This is a genomic window from Pseudomonas sp. BJa3, from assembly GCF_026343815.1.
Lineage (GTDB): Bacteria > Pseudomonadota > Gammaproteobacteria > Pseudomonadales > Pseudomonadaceae > Aquipseudomonas > Aquipseudomonas soli.
In genome coordinates this window covers 329,166-345,808 of sequence record NZ_JAOXMC010000001.1, presented here as the reverse complement: position 1 = coordinate 345,808, position 16,643 = coordinate 329,166, and the positions used below count along the sequence as shown (strand labels likewise).

General features: G+C 63.4%; 15 protein-coding genes. 9 read left to right on the top strand and 6 right to left on the bottom strand.

The window, feature by feature from the left end; genetic code table 11:
* Positions 1-15 precede the first annotated feature (15 nt).
* From OH705_RS01620 to OH705_RS01590, 7 genes are all read left to right on the top strand, one after another.
* Positions 16-1,674 (top strand): Na/Pi cotransporter family protein, encoded by a 1,659-nt coding sequence (locus OH705_RS01620; RefSeq protein WP_267300712.1) that lies wholly within the window; start codon positions 16-18, stop codon positions 1,672-1,674.
* Positions 1,675-1,705: 31 nt separating this feature from the next.
* Complete coding sequence (locus tag OH705_RS01615; RefSeq protein WP_267300710.1) at positions 1,706-3,109, top strand: M16 family metallopeptidase; 1,404 nt, start codon at positions 1,706-1,708, stop codon at positions 3,107-3,109.
* 136 nt (positions 3,110-3,245) lie between these two features.
* Positions 3,246-4,256, top strand: a complete 1,011-nt coding sequence (locus OH705_RS01610; protein ID WP_023631340.1) for a DUF5924 family protein — start codon at positions 3,246-3,248, stop codon at positions 4,254-4,256.
* Between the two features lie 109 nt (positions 4,257-4,365).
* Positions 4,366-5,490, top strand: a complete 1,125-nt coding sequence (locus tag OH705_RS01605) for an ABC transporter permease (protein ID WP_094010785.1) — start codon at positions 4,366-4,368, stop codon at positions 5,488-5,490.
* Positions 5,487-6,272, top strand: a complete 786-nt coding sequence (locus OH705_RS01600; RefSeq protein WP_094010786.1) for an ABC transporter ATP-binding protein — start codon at positions 5,487-5,489, stop codon at positions 6,270-6,272. The genes OH705_RS01605 and OH705_RS01600 overlap by 4 nt, the downstream gene beginning before the upstream one ends.
* A gap of 3 nt (positions 6,273-6,275) precedes the next feature.
* The gene (locus tag OH705_RS01595) at positions 6,276-7,214 is read left to right on the top strand and encodes an MlaD family protein (protein WP_023632377.1); all 939 of its coding nucleotides are present in this window, start codon (positions 6,276-6,278) and stop codon (positions 7,212-7,214) included.
* Complete coding sequence (locus OH705_RS01590) at positions 7,211-7,825, top strand: ABC-type transport auxiliary lipoprotein family protein (RefSeq protein ID WP_267300704.1); 615 nt, start codon at positions 7,211-7,213, stop codon at positions 7,823-7,825. The genes OH705_RS01595 and OH705_RS01590 overlap by 4 nt, the downstream gene beginning before the upstream one ends.
* Here OH705_RS01590 and OH705_RS01585 read toward each other — a convergent pair.
* The 6 genes from OH705_RS01585 to OH705_RS01560 form a co-directional block, all read right to left on the bottom strand.
* Positions 7,807-9,036, bottom strand: coding sequence for a nucleoside recognition domain-containing protein (locus OH705_RS01585; protein WP_267300702.1), 1,230 nt, complete (start codon positions 9,034-9,036; stop codon positions 7,807-7,809). The genes OH705_RS01590 and OH705_RS01585 overlap by 19 nt on opposite strands.
* A 229-nt stretch (positions 9,037-9,265) precedes the next feature.
* Complete coding sequence (gene gltP / locus OH705_RS01580; protein ID WP_023629390.1) at positions 9,266-10,600, bottom strand: glutamate/aspartate:proton symporter GltP; 1,335 nt, start codon at positions 10,598-10,600, stop codon at positions 9,266-9,268.
* Between the two features lie 727 nt (positions 10,601-11,327).
* Positions 11,328-11,798, bottom strand: coding sequence for an inhibitor of vertebrate lysozyme family protein (locus tag OH705_RS01575; RefSeq protein ID WP_031314662.1), 471 nt, complete (start codon positions 11,796-11,798; stop codon positions 11,328-11,330).
* 5 nt (positions 11,799-11,803) lie between these two features.
* A complete protein-coding gene (locus OH705_RS01570; RefSeq protein ID WP_008092060.1) occupies positions 11,804-11,965 on the bottom strand; it encodes a DUF1328 domain-containing protein in 162 nt (53 codons plus the stop codon).
* Between the two features lie 39 nt (positions 11,966-12,004).
* Positions 12,005-12,292 carry a hypothetical protein gene (locus tag OH705_RS01565; RefSeq protein ID WP_267300695.1) on the bottom strand — a complete coding sequence of 96 codons (288 nt, stop codon included), beginning with the start codon at positions 12,290-12,292 and terminating at the stop codon, positions 12,005-12,007.
* A gap of 173 nt (positions 12,293-12,465) precedes the next feature.
* Positions 12,466-13,287, bottom strand: coding sequence for a BON domain-containing protein (locus OH705_RS01560; RefSeq protein WP_023629393.1), 822 nt, complete (start codon positions 13,285-13,287; stop codon positions 12,466-12,468).
* 210 nt (positions 13,288-13,497) lie between these two features.
* Between OH705_RS01560 and algB the strand changes: the two genes are divergently transcribed.
* Positions 13,498-14,844, top strand: coding sequence for a sigma-54-dependent response regulator transcription factor AlgB (gene algB, locus OH705_RS01555; protein ID WP_267300694.1), 1,347 nt, complete (start codon positions 13,498-13,500; stop codon positions 14,842-14,844).
* Positions 14,841-16,619: a KinB sensor domain-containing domain gene (locus OH705_RS01550; protein WP_267300692.1), complete on the top strand. Its 1,779-nt coding sequence runs from the start codon at positions 14,841-14,843 to the stop codon at positions 16,617-16,619. The genes algB and OH705_RS01550 overlap by 4 nt, the downstream gene beginning before the upstream one ends.
* Positions 16,620-16,643 lie beyond the last annotated feature (24 nt).

Below are 16,643 nucleotides of genomic sequence, written 5' to 3'. Positions count from 1 at the left end.
AAAGGGGGCCCGACCATGCTGACCCTGCTCAATCTGCTCTCCGCCGTGGCGTTGCTGGTGTGGGGCACCCATATCGTGCGTACCGGCATCCTGCGGGTCTATGGCTCGAACCTGCGCCGCGTGCTCGGCCAGAACATGGACAAGCGCCCGCTGGCCTTCATTGCCGGGATCCTGGTCACCGCCATGGTGCAGAGCAGCAACGCCACCGCCATGCTGGTCACCTCGTTCGTCGGCCAGGGCCTGATGGCCATGACCCCGGCCCTGGCGATCATGCTCGGCGCCGACGTCGGGACCGCGCTGATGGCGCGGGTGCTGACCTTCGACCTGTCCTGGCTGTCGCCGCTGCTGATCTTCCTCGGGGTGATCTTCTTCCTCTCGCGCAAGCAGACCCGCGCCGGCCAGCTGGGCCGCGTCGGCATCGGCCTGGGCCTGATCATCCTGGCGCTGCAACTGATCGTCCACGCCGCCGCGCCGATCACCCACGCCCAAGGGGTGAAGGTGCTGTTCGCCTCGCTCACCGGCGATATCCTCCTCGACGCCCTGATCGGCGCGCTATTCGCCATGATTTCCTACTCCAGCCTGGCCGCCGTGCTGCTCACCGCCACCCTGGCGGGCGCCGAAGTGATCAGCCTGCCGGTGGCCATCGGCCTGGTGATTGGCGCCAACATCGGCAGCGGCCTGCTGGCCTTCCTCACCACCAGCCTGCAAAACAGCGCCGGTCGCCGGGTGGCGCTGGGCAGCCTGTTGTACAAGGTGGTCGGCCTGCTACTGATCATCCCGGTGCTGCACCCGCTGGTGGCTTGGATGGACAGCCTGAGCTTCAGCCCGCAAGAGCTGGTGATCGGCTTCCACCTGCTCTACAACACCTTGCGCTGCCTGCTGATGCTGCCGACGGTCAAACCCATGGGCCGCCTGTGCAGCTACCTGCTGCCCGAACGCGACAACGGCAATGGCCGCCACCAGCCACGCCACCTGGACCCGACGGCGTTGAACACCCCCAGCCTGGCGCTGGTCAACGCCGTGCGCGAGACCCTGCGCCTGGGCGATATCGTCGACAGCCTGCTCGAGGCCATGCTTGGCGCCCTGCGCGGCACCCAGACAGCCTTGCCGCAACAGGTTAGGGCCCTCGGGGAGGATGCCGAGGCGCTGTACAACGCCATCAAGCTTTACCTGGCGCAGATGCCCCGTGAAGACCTCGCCGAGCAGGACAACCGGCGCTGGGCAGAGATCATCGAGGTGGCGATCAACCTCAAGCTGGCCAGCGACCTGATCGAACGCATGCTGCGCAAGGTGCAGCAGCAGAAGACCTCGCAGCGTCGGGAGTTCTCCCAGGTTGACTTGGAGGAGCTGACTGGCCTGCAGGAACAATTGCTGGCCAACCTGCGCCTGGGCCTGTCAGTGTTCCTCAGCGCCGACCCGCAGAGCGCGCAGCAGTTGCTGCGCGAGAAACGTCGTTTCCGCGCCCAGGAGCGGCGCCTGGCCCACGCCCATGTCAGCCGCCTGCAACGTAAAGTGGTGCAGAGTATCGAGACCAGTTCGCTACACTTGGAGCTCATTGCCGACATGAAGCGTTTGAACTCTTTGTTCTGCAGCAGTGCCTATGTGGTACTGGGCGGCACCGACACCGGCGGGCTGATGCTCGACAGCGTGCCGGACGAAGCCCGTCAGCCTTGAGCCAAGACACTCCGGAGACCTGAGCTCGCCTATGCGTTGCCTGTTGTTCGTTTGCCTGCTGATTTGTAGCCTGCCCACGCTTGCCCTCGACCGCTCGCGGGTCGAGGGCTACCTGTTGCCCAACGGCCTGCAGGTCATCCTCAAGTCCGGCTATGAGCGTGATCATGTGTCGATCCGCCTGGTGGTGGGCGTGGGCCTGGACGACTTCGACTGTGACCAGCGCGAGCTGCCGCACCTGCTCGAGCACCTGCTGTTCAGCGGTATCGACGAGACGGGCGAGGGCGGCCTGGAGGAGCGCATCCAGGCCCTGGGCGGGGAGTGGAACGCCTTCACCAGCAGCGCCGACACCACCTTCGTCATCGAAGCCCCGGCGCGCAACCAGCGCAAGGTGCTCGACCTGCTGCTGGCGGTGGTCCGCGATACTCAAATCGACACGAAGGCGCTGGCCACCGCGAAAAAGATCATCGAGCGCGAGGACGGTGGCCATTACGGCCGACTGCAGCGCTGGCTGGACCGTCAGGACATCGGCCACCCAGCCAGCGACCAGCTGGCTACCGAGCTGGGCCTGAAATGTCCCGAGCGCTCCAACTTCGACGACATGACCCTGGAACAGGTCCAGCAGTTGCGCGAGCACTGGTATGTGGCCAACAACATGTCGCTGATCGTCGTCGGCGGCCTCGACCGCCTGCTGCCAGCCTACCTGGAACGCACTTTTGGCGAGCTGCCGGCGACCGAGCCCGAAGAACGCCGCAACCTCGAAAGCATCAGCCAGCAGGCCGAGCAGCGCCGCGACCTGACCCGCGGCTGGCTGGGCGACAGCGTCAAGTTGCACTGGCTGTTCATCGAGCCGACCCTGGAGGAGGGGCACGACCAGACCCTCGAGCTGCTGTCGCGCTACCTGGACTGGGCGCTGTACGACCAGTTGCGCCTGCGGCACGGGTTGTCCTACGGGCCGTCGGTACAACGCGAGAGCTTCGGCGACAGCGGGCTGCTCACCCTGAATGCCGACCTCGAGCGCCAGGACCTCGACAAGGCACTGAAGGTACTCGAGCAGTTGTTCGACCATCTGCGCAAGCATGGCCTGGACCCGGACACCTTCGCCCGCATCAAGGAGGCGACGATCGCCCGGGAGAGCTGGACCACCCAGGGCAACGCAGCGCTCGCCGACTACTACTGGGGGGCGCTCAACGCCTACGAGGACGGACGTTTCACCGATCCGGTGCGAGAACTTCGCCAAGTCAGCCTGAAACAGGCCGATGCGGCGCTGCGCGAGCTGCTCAAGGAGCCGGGGTACCTGCGCATCGAGAAGCCGTTGCTGGGGTATGACGAGCTGTATGGGTTGGTGGCCTTGTTGCTGGGGTTGGTCCTGGCAGTCGGGCTGATCCGCCGCCGCGGGCCTCGCGCCAAGCCCAGCGGTGCTACACGGGCGCCCTGATTCGGCGGTATCCTGTAAGCCTTTCGCTAGCACTCATCGCGGGGCAAGCCCGCTCCCACGACGATTCATGCGTGGGAGCGGGCTTGCCCCGCGATGAAGCCGGCACAGCCATCCACCGCTCCCTGTTGCTTGCCTCATGCCCCCAATCCCCAGCTTCATCCTGCGCATCATCGAGCTGCTCAAGCGCTACCCCGGCATCATCGCGCTCTACGGTTTCCTCTCGGGCATCGGCAGCTTCATCCTGGTCGACCGCCAGGCCGGCCTGGCAAGGTGGATCGCCATCGCGATGCTGGTCAGCTGGGTCTGGCTGATGCTGGAGAACACCCTCACCGAGCTGTTCGCCCGCACCTTCAAGCGCGAGATCCCGCAACCGTTGCTGCGCTTCGCGACACAGATGATCCACCAGGAAAGCCTGTTCTTCGTCCTGCCGTTCTTCTTCATCACCACCACCTGGAACAGCGGCCAGCTAATATTCACCGGCCTGCTCGGTGCCGCGGGGCTGATCTCGATCATCGACCCGCTGTACCACAAGTGGCTGGCGCCGCGGCGCTGGCTGTTCCTGGCGCTGCACACCCTGACACTGTTCGCGGCCATGCTCACGGCATTGCCAATCATCCTGCATCTGACCACCGCGCAAAGCTTCAAGCTGGCACTGATCGCCGCCATGGCGCTGTCGTTCCCGAGCCTGGCCAGCAGCTTCCCGATCAACAGCTGGCGCCGTGGCGTGGCCCTGGTGCTGGTGACCCTGGCGGTGGGGGGCGGCGGGTGGCTGCTGCGCTCGTGGGTGCCGCCGGCCACACTGTGGATGACCGACGTGGCGATCAGTACCGAGGTGCTCAACCGCCAGCCAGGCGAATCACTGGACGAAGTGGCGGCCAGCCGTATCCGCAGTGGTGGGCTGTATGCCTACACCGCCATTAACGCACCGCGCGGTCTGAACGAGCGCATCTACCATGTGTGGCAGCTCGATGGCAAAGAGGTCGACCGTATCGCCTTGGACATTCACGGCGGACGCAAGGAAGGCTACCGGGCCTGGACCCACAAGCAGAACTTCCCACCCAATCCCGTAGGCAAGTGGCAGGTGAGGGTGCTGACCGAGGACGGGCAGGTGATCGGGGTTCTGCGCTTCAAGGTGGTGGAATCCTGACAAGGATCGCGGGGCACGCCCGCAACCATCATCGTGGTGGGGAAGCGGGCCGGCCCCGCGATGGGCTATGATCTGACTCGCCGATTCGCCAGTCAGATGCAGGGAGCCTATGACCGCCCCGAGCGCCACCTTGGACACCCGGCAGCAGCCCACTCGCCTGCGCATCGCCGGAGACTGGACCCTTGCCCACTACGCCAGCCTCAAGCGCGAGTGCGAGCGACTGCGCGACCAGTACGGTGACGAAACCCTCGCCGACCTCAGCCAGCTGGGCCGCCTGGACACCGCCGGCGCCTCGCTGCTGGCCGAACTGCTGGGCTCCGAACGCCTGTCGCGCTGCAGCGACGAACTCCCCGATGCCAGCCGGGCCTTGCTGAAGAACGTCTACTGCTCGGTGCAGGACTACTGCATCCCGGTCAAGGAACCGGAGCAGCCAGTGCTGCTGCTCCTGCTGGCGCGCATCGGCCGCGCCGTCGACCAGCTGTGGCAGGACACCACCCAGGTGCTGGGTTTCATCGGACTGATCCTGCAGACCTTGTTCCTGCGGCTGTTCCAGCCGCATCGCTGGCGGGTCACCCCGGTGGTCGCGCACCTCGAGCAGACCGGCCTGGACGCCGCGCCCATCGTCGCCTTGCTGACCTTTCTGGTCGGCGCTGTGGTGGCCTTCCTTGGCGCTACGGTGCTGGCTGACTTCGGCGCAACGATCTTCACCGTCGACCTGGTAGCGTTCTCCTTCCTGCGCGAGTTCGCCGTGCTGCTGACCGCCATCCTCATGGCCGGGCGCACCGCCAGCGCGTTCACCGCGCAGATCGGCTCGATGAAGGCCAACGAAGAGATCGACGCCATTCGCACCCTGGGCCTCAACCCGATCGAGCTGCTGGTTGTGCCCCGAGTGCTGGCACTGTTGATAGCATTGCCATTGCTGACCTTCGTCGCGATGCTCTGCGGCATGATCGGCGGCGCGGTGGTCTGTGCCCTGACCCTGGACATCTCGCCGGCCATGTTCCTCTCGCTGCTGCAGAGTGACATCGGCGTGCAGCATTTCCTGGTGGGCATGGCAAAGGCGCCGTTCTTCGCTTTCCTGATCGCCGCCATCGGCTGCCTGGAAGGCTTCAAGGTCAGCGGCAGCGCCGAGTCGGTGGGTGCCCACACCACCTCCGCCGTGGTGCAATCGATCTTCGTGGTCATCGTGCTGGACGCGGTCGCCGCGCTGTTCTTCATGGAGATGGGCTGGTGACTGAAGCCGTGATCGAAGCCCGGGGGCTGTGCAACCGCTTCGGCAGCCAGAGCGTGCACGAGAATCTCGACCTGGACCTGTACCGCGGTGAAATCCTCGCCGTGGTCGGCGGTTCGGGCAGCGGCAAATCGGTGCTGCTGCGCAGCATCATCGGCCTGCGCCGGCCCAATGAAGGCACGGTCAAGGTATTCGGCCAGGACCTGGCCACGCTCGACGAAAACCAGCGCTCGCTGGTCGAACGCCGCTTCGGCGTGCTGTTCCAGAAGGGCGCGCTGTTCTCCTCGCTGACCGTTACCGAGAACGTCGCCCTGCCGCTGATCGAGCATGCCGGGCTGTCGCGGGCCGACGCCGAGCACCTGGCCGGGGTCAAGCTGGCGTTGGCCGGGCTGCCGATCAGCGCTGCCGACAAGTACCCGGCCTCGCTGTCCGGCGGCATGATCAAGCGCGCCGCCCTGGCCCGCGCCCTGGCCCTGGACCCGGACATCCTGTTCCTCGACGAGCCCACCGCCGGCCTCGACCCGATCGGCGCCGCCGCCTTCGACCAGTTGATCCTTACCCTGCGCGACGCCCTGGGCCTGTCGGTGTTCCTCATCACCCACGACCTGGACACCCTCTACACCATTACCGACCGGGTGGCGGTGCTGTCGCAGAAGAAGGTGCTGGTAGCCGGGCCCCTGGCCGAGGTCGAGCAGACCGTTGATCCCTGGATTCACGAATACTTTCACGGCCCGCGTGGCCGGGCGGCCGAAGACGCCGCCCTGCGCGCCCGCCAGGAGCGCTGAACGATGGAAACCCGAGCTCATCATGTCCTGATCGGCCTGGTCACCGTGCTGGTGGTGGCGGGCGCCATGCTATTCGGCCTGTGGCTGACCAAGTCCAGTGTCGACGATGCTTTCAAGGACTACGAAGTGGTGTTCAACGAGGCGGTGTCGGGCCTGTCCCGCGGCAGCCCGGTGCAGTACAACGGCATCAAGGTCGGTGATGTCAGCAACCTGCGCCTGGACCCGAAGGACCCGCGTCGGGTCCTGGCTCGCGTGCGCCTTAGCGGCGACACGCCGGTCAAGGAGGACACCCAGGCCAAGCTGACCCTGGCGGGAGTGACCGGCAACTCGTTCATCCAGCTCAGCGGCGGCACGCCGCAAAGCCCGGAACTCAAGGGCAAGGACGGCAAGCTGCCGGTGATCGTCGCCTCGCCATCGCCAATCTCGCGCCTGCTCAACGACAGCAGCGACCTGGTGACCAACATCAACCTGCTGCTGCACAACGCCAACCAGATGTTCTCTTCGAGCAATATCGAGCGCCTCAGCAATACCTTGGCCAACCTCGAGCAGACCACCGGCGCCTTCGCCAACCAGAAGGGCGGGATTTCCGAGGCCATCGAACAGCTGGCTCAGGTCGGCAAGCAGGCCAATGCCACCCTGGCCGAGACCCAGGCCCTGATGCGCAATGCCAACGGCCTGCTGGGCACCCAGGGCAAGCAGGCCATCGGCAGCGCCGAGCAGGCCATGCAGTCGCTGGCCGAAAGCACCGCGACCATCAACAGCCTGTTGCAGGACAACCGCCAGTCCTTGGACGATGGTGCCCAGGGCCTGAACCAGATCGCCCCGGCAATCCGCGAACTGCGCGAGACCCTCAACTCGCTCAAGGGCATCTCCCGGCGCCTGGAAGCCGACCCCAGCGGCTACCTGCTGGGCCGCGACAACAACAAGGAGTTCCAGCCATGAAGCTGTCGCTGCGCCTGGCCGCACTCGCTACCGCCCTGAGCCTGGCTACGGCCTGCTCGATCCTGCCGCAGTCCGAGCCTGTGGATATCTACCGCCTGCCGGTGAGCCAGACCGCCCGCAGTGCCGCGCCGCTGGACTGGTCGCTGCGCCTGAACAAGCCACTGGCCAGCGAAGCCCTGGCCGGGCCGCGTATCGCGGTCATTCCCCAGGGGGATGTGATCAGCAGCTACAAGGGCGCCCGCTGGAGCGACCCGACGCCAATGCTGGTGCGCAATCGCCTGCTCGACGGCTTCCAGCGCGATGGCCGGGTGCAGCGCCTGAGTGCCGACGACAGCAACCTGCAGGCGGACTACGAGCTGGGTGGCGAACTGCAGGCGTTCCAGAGCGAGTACCGCTCAGGCGGGGCTGTGGAGGTGGTGATTCGCTACGATGCACGGCTGGTGCAGGGCCGCAGCCAGCGCATCCTCGCGAGTAAACGCTTCGAGGTACGCCAGCCGCTACGCAGCCAGCAAGTGCCGGCAGTGGTCGCCGGCTTCGGTACGGCCAGCGACCAGCTGGCGCGCCAGGTAATCGACTGGACCGTCAGTCAGGCTCAGGCAAAGAACCAGTAGCAGACGAAGATCGCCGCGATCACCCCGGACAGCTCGGCCAACAACGCGCAGCCCACCGCATGGCGCACGCGCTGGATACCCACCGCGCCGAAGTACACCGCCAGCACGTAGAAGGTGGTTTCGGTGCTGCCCTGGATCGTCGCCGCCACCAGCGCCGGGAAGCTGTCCACGCCCTGGGTCTGCATGGTCTCGATCAGCATCGCCCGCGCCGCGCTGCCGGAGAACGGCTTGACCAGCGCCGTGGGCAGGCCCTCGACGAAGCGCGTATCCAGGCCCATCCAGGTCACCGCTTGACGGATGCCGTCCAGGGCCAGCTCCAGGGCGCCGGAGGCACGCAACACGCCCACGGCCACCAGCATCGCCACCAGGTAGGGCAGCAGCCCCTTGGCCACGTCGAAACCTTCCTTGGCGCCCTCGACGAAGGCCTCGTACACCTGCACCCGCCGCAACGCGCCGATCACCAGGAACAGGATGATCACGCCGAACAGCGTCAGGTTGCCCAGGATCGAGGACAGGCTGGCCAGCGCGGCCGCCGACAGCGTGCCGAGAAAAGCCATGAAGCCACCCAGCAACAGCGCGCCGGGGATCAGGTAGGCAAGCACCACCGGATCCCACAGGCGCAGGCGCTGCATCACCGCCACCGACAGCAGGCCGACCAGGGTCGAGCAACTGGTGGCCAGCAGGATCGGCAGGAACACCATGGTCGGGTCAGGTGCGCCTTGCTGGGCGCGGTACATGAAGATGGTCACCGGCAGCAGGGTCAGCGATGACGCATTGAGCACCAGGAACAGAATCTGCGCGTTGCTCGCCGTGGTGCTGCTGGGGTTGAGCTCCTGCAGCGAGCGCATGGCCTTCAGGCCGATGGGCGTGGCGGCGTTGTCCAGGCCCAGGCCGTTGGCGGCGAAGTTCATGGTGATCAGGCCCAGGGCAGGGTGGCCCGGCGGTACCTCCGGCATCAGCCGGGCAAACAGCGGCCCGAGGACCTTGGCCAGCCATTCGACGATACCGGCCTTCTCGGCAATCTTGAGAAAACCCAGCCACAGGGTCAGGGTACCGAACAGCAGGACCATCACCTCTACCGAGAGCTTGGCCATGGCGAAGATGCTCTCGACCATCGCGGCGAAGATACCGGCATTGCCGCCCACCAGCCATTGGCCCAGGGCGCTGATGGCCGCAATCAGGAAAAAGCCGAGCCAGAGGCCGTTGAGCATCCGTGTGTTCCCCCGTGAAAAAATGCCCGAATGATAGCGCAATCAACCGGCGCGCTGTTGGGGGCGCTTCGCACCCCATCGCCGGCAAGACGGCTCCCAAAGGGATTTGCGATACCCGTGTGGGAGCCGGCTTGCCGGCGATGGGGCCAGTGTGGGTAACACGACCGCGGTCAGCTTTCAGACAGCAAAAAGCCCCGACAAGTCGGGGCTCTTCGTTTAGCTCAGCGGCTTACTGGTTGACGGTCTTGCCCGCCACCACGGCCTCTTTCTTGCCTTTTTCCAGCACCAGCGACTTGTAGTACGCCTCGCCTTTCTCGGCGTCGTACATGCCCTGCCACTTGGCGATGACCACTGCGGCCAAGGCGTTGCCGACCACGTTCAGCGCGGTACGAGCCATGTCCATGATGCGGTCGACACCGGCGATGAAGGCCAGGCCTTCCAGCGGGATGCCCACGCTGCCCAGGGTGGCGAGCAGTACCACGAACGATACACCCGGCACGCCGGCGATACCCTTGGAGGTGACCATCAGGGTCAGCACCAGCAGCAACTGCTGGCTCCAGGACAGGTCGATGCCATACAGCTGGGCGATGAAGATCGCCGCGATGCTCTGGTACAGGGTCGAGCCGTCAAGGTTGAACGAGTAGCCGGTCGGAACCACGAATGAGCAGATCGACTTCGGCGCACCGTACTTCTCCATTTTCTCGATCACGCGCGGCAGCACGGTCTCGGAGCTGGAGGTGGAGTAGGCGAGGATCAGCTCATCTTTCATGATGCGCATGATCTTGATCACCGAGAAGCCGAACAGGCGAGCCACCAGGCCCAGCACCATGAAGGCGAAGAAGGCGATGGCGAAGTACACCAGCAGCACCAGCTTGGCCAGCGGCAGCAGCGAGCTGAAGCCGAAGTTGGCGACAGTCACGGCGATCAGGGCGAACACACCGATCGGCGCGTAGTTCATGATCATGTGGGTGACCTTGAACATGGTCTCCGACACGCCCTGGAAGGTACGCACCAGCGGCTCGCGCAGATCGGCGTTGAGGCTCGACAAGCCCATGCCGAACATCACCGAGAAGAAGATGATCGGCAGCATCTCGCCACGCATCAGCGCCGCGAAGATATTCGACGGGATCAGGTTGAGCAGGGTCTCGATGAACGCATGCTCATGCTGCACCTCGGCTGCGGTGGCCTGGTACTTGGAGATGTCGACGGTGCCCAGGGTGCTCATGTCGATGCCGGCGCCCGGGTGGAACACGTTGGCCAAGACCAGGCCGACCACGATGGCGATGGTGGTCACCACCTCGAAGTAGATGATGGTCTTCAGGCCGATACTGCCCAGTTTCTTCGCGTCGCCTACCCCGGCGATGCCCACGATCAGCGACGAAATCACGATCGGGACGACGATCATCTTGATCAGGCGAATGAAGATATCGCCGGCTGGCTGGAGGACGTTGCTGATCCACCATGCCTTTTCTGCACTGAAATGATTCAGTAGCGCGCCGACTGCAACGCCCAGCAACAGACCGATGACGATCTGCCAGGCGAGGCTCAGTTTTGCCTTCTTCATGTCATTACCCTTTGTTGTAGTGGTCACGGGCACCTGACGGAAAGTCGCTTTCCAGAGCGCTTCAAAGCTGCTGGGCGGCTGCGTGTTCCGTTCCGGGCCCCTCTGTAAGGACACCGCGAGCGAGCATTTCTGGCGCTCGGGCCAAGGAAAAAGGCGGCAACTATTGCGACGTGGGCAGGGGCAGTCTAATGCCGGAAACGAATACCATATGCCGAATCGGCATGATACCAGAAGGCCAAATCGAGCATCGCCAAAGCCTTGATTTTCAACGTTCGGATTTCCGAACAAGGCCAATGCGCCATTTTTCGGCAGATTTGCAGGTATGACAGAAGGGAGTTTGATGGCGTGTTCGACAATCCGAATGGCTGAAATGCCACACGGGCTGACCTGTCGGACAACTAAAAAAATTTCGATATACGGTAGCGACAAAATGTGTCTGAAGTGAAAAGTCGCTCGTATGGATAGACAAATCCCTACAGGCGCTTCGGAAGCCAGATCGATCACGTCCTCAACTCGACCTGATCGACCTGCAACTTCCGATGCCACCCTCTCCTGACCCGGCCCATGATGGAGGCACTCCCTGTACCCCTAGGCCACTCCGACCCTGCAACAGTCAGAACGGCCCGGCCCCCTGGTCATGCGCCGCCCCTCCTCGGGGCGGCGCATCATAGAAGCCTGAAAGATAAAAAGGTTCAGCTTCTATAGCGTTACAGTGCGCGACCGCTGGTCAGTACCAATTCGGGTCACGCTTGAGCTGCTCCTGCAGCAAAGCTTTCATGCCTTCGTCCGGCTTGCCCAACCAGCGGTAGTCCGCATGGCGTGTCGGCGACTTGTCCGCAGGCAGGCCCTCAGGCACTTCCACGAGCATGCCGTAGGCTTCGTCCTTGTCCCAGCTGAAGGCCACGACCAGGCGCTTGTAGGTGCAGTTGCCCTCGGATTCGCAGAGCGGACCAACCAGATACTGGTCGCCGTCCTCGGTCACCGCCGACATCTGCTGTGCCGAACTGCCGCTGAGGTTGATCACCCATTCGGGCAAGCGCTCTTCTTTCTTTATCGTCTTCTGCCAGGTCTTCTGGTATTCAGGGTCCGAGCCAAGCAATTGGTTGACCCGGACCTGGCCGTCATTGGCGGCCAGCGCCGACGCACCACTGCCCAGCAGCAGTGCGACGGCCAAGGCTTTCGGGAGCATCCTGCTCATGGTCGTCAACCCCTACCGCGGCCGAAGAAGAAGGAGGCAACGAACAGCACCAGGAAGACGATGAACAGGATCTTCGCGATACCGGTCGCAGCGCCGGCGATACCACCAAAGCCCAGGACTGCGGCGATAATGGCGATGATGAGGAAAGTGATAGCCCAACTCAGCATGATGTTTCTCCTTTTCTTGTACGAAATCGGTTAACAGTGTCAGAACACCCAACGTTCCTGGGGCTCGACACGTTCAAGAACAGCAGGAGCGTTTTCAGCACTAGCCAGTGGCTCTGCAGCCTTGACCAAGGTGCTGGCGTGAGGCGTTGCCCGCAGTTGCGTCAACAGCGCGGTCTGCGCGGCCACTTGATCGGCCAGCCGAGCGGTCTGCCAGCTGTGGTGGAACAAGCCCACCGCCAAGGTCAGGAGCAGAGCCATGCCGAGGAACAGCAGTTGCTGCATAGGTACTACAGCGCTCTGCGTGCGATTGACATTGTGGCGATTCATGCCGGCTCCTCCTGCGAACTTGTTATTCGTGCTTGGAAACATCAGTGCAGCCTGCATGCCAGTCGTAAGCCTACAAAAAAATCCTTTTAAATCAATAACATATGAAATTTAGAAACCTTTACCTGGTGCGTATACTGCACGATACCCGTTATAGGGTCGTGCGATTTGCACGATTAGCCCTCCACCTTGGTAGCGATCTTGAGCAGGTCGGCGTCGACGCCACGTACCCCGACAATTTGCCTCGCGACTTCCACGGCAATCGTTTTCTGCTCACTACTGACCACCTCACCCGACAACCTGACCAGCCCCTCATCACTGGCTACCTTGATGTTCAATCCGTCAAGGTTGCGGCTGAATCGGTAGCTGGCCTGAATCTTGTCGACGATCCAGCTATCGCTGGGCTGCGGTCCTGCTGGCGCATCAAGGGGTTTTTCCCGGGCCTTGGCAAGGGCAGTGCTGTCCAGGCTGACAAGGTTGTTGACCAGATGCACTCCATCGGTTGTGCGCGCCAGCACCCCTGCTAGCTCCTTGGCTTCGGGGCTGTCTACTTTGCCCCGCAGAGTCACCACACCTTCGCGGCTTTCCACCTCAATGAACGCTTTCTCGGTGATTCGGCTCCACAGCAAGCGTGCGCGCACCACCGCGCCGAGGGTGGCGTCTTCCAGGCGCTGGGCGTAGGCGCGCAACTCCAGGGGCCTGTCCACCAGGCGGGGATCGATCCGCAGTTGATTGTCGACCCGCTCGATACCTTTGGTGGCCAGAGCCACCTGCTCGGCCAGCGCCTGCTCCACCGGATTCTCAACATCCCCGGAGAGTCTCGCCTGCTGGCCATCGACTTCCACCTTTATAGAAAACGGGTTGAGCATGGGATTGAGGGACAAGGCTGTCTGCAACGCCCCTTCCAGACGAGCATCCTGCACGGGGTCGGCCTGGGCCGGCGCGATCATCGAAAGGGCACAGGCAGCAAGTACAACCATTCGAGGGTAGGTGGACATAAGAGAATCTCCTTGCGCATAGCTCAACCAATCAAACTGGCAACCGTCGTGCCAGCCATTTGATGACAATGAACTTCATATTTTTCAGTCACTTAGACATCATTAAGGCATGCGGCTAGCATGCATGGCGCAGAATCAATCAGAATTGACCATGCAACTTGCCCGATTTTTCCGACACTAATTGAGATCAATCCCAAAGGAGCGCAGGAAATGGAATCAGCCCAGGACAACCAAGGCCGCATTCTGCTGGTGGACGATGAGTCCGCCATCCTGCGTACTTTCCGCTACTGCCTTGAGGACGAAGGCTATACCGTGGCAACCGCCAACAGCGCCGCACAGGCTGAGACTCTGCTGCAACGCCAGGTGTTCGACCTATGCTTCCTCGACCTGCGCCTTGGCGAGGACAATGGCCTGGACGTACTGGCGCAGATGCGCATTCAGGCGCCGTGGATGCGGGTGGTCATCGTCACCGCCCATTCCGCCATCGATACCGCGGTTGACGCTATCCAGGCTGGCGCCGCCGATTACCTGGTCAAACCCTGCAGCCCTGACCAACTGCGCCTGGCCACGGCCAAGCAACTGGAAGTGCGCCAGCTGTCGGCGCGACTGGAGGCACTGGAAGGTGAAGTACGCAAGCCCAAGGACGGGCTGGACTCCCACAGCCCGGCAATGATGGCCGTGCTGGAAACCGCCCGCCAGGTGGCAACCACCGATGCCAACATTCTAATCCTCGGCGAATCCGGTACCGGCAAAGGCGAATTGGCCCGCGCCATCCATGGCTGGAGCAAGCGAGCACGCAAGGCCTGCGTGACCATCAACTGCCCGTCGTTGAATGCTGAGCTGATGGAAAGTGAATTGTTCGGCCACACCCGCGGCGCTTTTACGGGTGCTAGCGAGAGCACCCTGGGACGGGTCAGCCAAGCCGATGGCGGAACGCTGTTCCTCGATGAGATCGGCGATTTTCCTCTCACACTGCAACCGAAGCTGCTGCGTTTCATCCAGGACAAGGAATATGAGCGGGTCGGTGACCCGGTCACGCGCAGGGCGGATGTGCGAATCCTGGCAGCCACCAACCTGAACCTGGACGAGATGGTGCGTGAGAACCGTTTCCGTGAAGACCTGCTGTACAGGCTGAACGTCATCACCTTGCACCTGCCCCCTCTGCGCGAACGCAGCGAAGATATCCTGACCCTGGCCGACCGTTTCCTGGCGCGCTTCGTCAAGGAGTACTCGCGCCCGGCGCGTGGCTTCAGCGAAGAAGCCCGCGCCGCGCTGCTCAACTACCGCTGGCCGGGCAACATCCGTGAACTGCGCAATGTGATCGAGCGCGCCAGCATCATCTGCCCGCAGGAGCGCGTGGAGATCAGCCACCTGGGCATGGCCGAGCAACCCACCGGCAACGCACCCCGTGTCGGCGCGGCGCTGAGCCTGGACGAGTTGGAGCGTGCCCATATCGGCGCGGTACTGGCCACCAGCGAAACCCTCGACCAAGCCGCCAAGACGCTGGGCATCGACGCCTCCACCCTGTATCGCAAGCGCAAGCAGTACAACCTATGAAATGGCCGATGAAGCTGCGTACGCGACTGTTCCTGAGTATCTCGGCGCTGGTAACCGTGGCCTTGCTGGGGTTGCTGCTCGGGCTGTTCAGCGTGCTGCAGATGGCGGCCCTGCAGCAGCGAGTCGTACAGGACACTACCCAGACCCTGGAACTGGCCCTCAAGCTGCGCCAGAACCTGGGCGAGCAGCTCAACCTCATCCTCGACGAGGACACCGCCCCCAGCAACCTCGTCACACTGCAGGATCAGTTCCAGATACTGCTCAAACAGGGGCTGGAACAAGGTGGCGAGCGTACCGGTTTCAGCAAGGCTGCCAGCAACTACCAGGCATTTGTCCAGGCCTACCGGCAGAGCCCGATGCCCGCTCGCAGCATGGGCGTGGACCAACCCCTCGGCGCTGCTTTCAACCAGGTACGCACCGACCTGCTCGACTCGCACCGCCAGGCTCTGGAACACATTACCCGCAGCGAGGAGACATCGCGCGCGCACGCCTTGCTCATCAGCGGCTTGCTCGGCCTGATGGGCCTTATCGTGCTGGTACTCGGTTTCATCACCGCGCACAACATCGCGCGCCGCTTTGGCCAGCCAATCGAGGCACTGGCCAAGGCCGCCGATCAGGTCAGCCAAGGCAACTTCGACGTCACCCTGCCGGTGACCCAGGCCACCGAGCTCAATCTGTTGACCCGTCGCTTCGGCCTGATGGCTGACGCTCTGCGCAAGCACCAGGCCACCAATGTCGATGAGTTGCAGGCTGGCCAGCAGCGCCTTCAGGCGGTACTGGACAGCATCGACGATGGCCTGCTGATCATCGACCGTCAAGGGCGCCTGGAGCACCTCAATCCGGTGGCCCAGCGCCAGCTGGGCTGGGACCCAAGCCGCCTGGGCGTAAGCCTGGCCGAAGCCTTGCACCGCCCCGAACTGGAACAACAGCTGCGTCAAGTGCTGCGCGGAGGCAGCCTGGACCGACTGCCTGAAGACCTGAGCCTGGAGGTGGATGAAGAGACCAGGCTGCTGACCTATAGCCTGACCCCGGTCAGCCACCCCGAAGGCCCCATCCTTGGCGCGGTGATGGTGTTGCACGATGTCACCGAGCAACGCGCTTTCGAGCGGGTACGCAGCGAGTTCGTATTACGTGCCTCCCACGAACTGCGCACCCCCGTCACGGGGATGCACATGGCATTTGGGCTGTTGCGCGAACGTATCAGCTTTCCCCCAGATGCACGGGAGAACGACCTGCTCGAAACCATTGCCGAAGAAATGCAGCGCCTCACTCAATTGATCAACGATCTGCTCAACTTTTCCCGCTATCAAAGCGGTTTGCAGAAGCTGGAATTGGCCCCCTGCTCATTGGAGGAACTGTTCGAGCGCGCCCAGGCGCGTTTCATCGAACAAGCCTCGGGCAAGCAGATCGAGATCATCCGCGAGCTGGAGCCACCACTGCCACGCATCCAGGCCGATGTCGCCCAACTCGAGCGCGTGCTGGACAACCTGCTGCACAACGCCATTCGCCACACCGGCTCCGGCGGGCGTATCCGCCTGCATGCAAGGCGGCATGCCGAGCGGGTGATCATCAGCGTCGAGGATAACGGCGAAGGTATCGCTTATGGTCAGCAGGGGCGGATCTTCGAGCCTTTCGTGCAGGTCGGGCGCAAGAAGGGCGGGGCCGGGCTGGGATTGGCGCTGTGCAAGGAAATCGTGCAACTGCATGGCGGGCGGATGGGCGTGTTCTCACGGCCGGGTCAGGGGACACAGTTCTACATGGCACTGCCGGTTTGACCTGTTCACCCTCAACGCGCCCAG

Coding starts and splice junctions, on each gene's coding strand:
- OH705_RS01565 (WP_267300695.1), bottom strand. CDS start 12,292: ATGAATCGCCACAATGTCAATCGCACGCAGAGCGCTGTAGTACCTATG.
- algB (WP_267300694.1), top strand. CDS start 13,498: ATGGAATCAGCCCAGGACAACCAAGGCCGCATTCTGCTGGTGGACGAT.
- OH705_RS01615 (WP_267300710.1), top strand. CDS start 1,706: ATGCGTTGCCTGTTGTTCGTTTGCCTGCTGATTTGTAGCCTGCCCACG.
- OH705_RS01610 (WP_023631340.1), top strand. CDS start 3,246: ATGCCCCCAATCCCCAGCTTCATCCTGCGCATCATCGAGCTGCTCAAG.
- OH705_RS01560 (WP_023629393.1), bottom strand. CDS start 13,287: ATGTCCACCTACCCTCGAATGGTTGTACTTGCTGCCTGTGCCCTTTCG.
- OH705_RS01595 (WP_023632377.1), top strand. CDS start 6,276: ATGGAAACCCGAGCTCATCATGTCCTGATCGGCCTGGTCACCGTGCTG.
- OH705_RS01590 (WP_267300704.1), top strand. CDS start 7,211: ATGAAGCTGTCGCTGCGCCTGGCCGCACTCGCTACCGCCCTGAGCCTG.
- OH705_RS01575 (WP_031314662.1), bottom strand. CDS start 11,798: ATGAGCAGGATGCTCCCGAAAGCCTTGGCCGTCGCACTGCTGCTGGGC.
- OH705_RS01550 (WP_267300692.1), top strand. CDS start 14,841: ATGAAATGGCCGATGAAGCTGCGTACGCGACTGTTCCTGAGTATCTCG.
- OH705_RS01605 (WP_094010785.1), top strand. CDS start 4,366: ATGACCGCCCCGAGCGCCACCTTGGACACCCGGCAGCAGCCCACTCGC.
- OH705_RS01620 (WP_267300712.1), top strand. CDS start 16: ATGCTGACCCTGCTCAATCTGCTCTCCGCCGTGGCGTTGCTGGTGTGG.
- OH705_RS01585 (WP_267300702.1), bottom strand. CDS start 9,036: ATGCTCAACGGCCTCTGGCTCGGCTTTTTCCTGATTGCGGCCATCAGC.
- gltP (WP_023629390.1), bottom strand. CDS start 10,600: ATGAAGAAGGCAAAACTGAGCCTCGCCTGGCAGATCGTCATCGGTCTG.
- OH705_RS01570 (WP_008092060.1), bottom strand. CDS start 11,965: ATGCTGAGTTGGGCTATCACTTTCCTCATCATCGCCATTATCGCCGCA.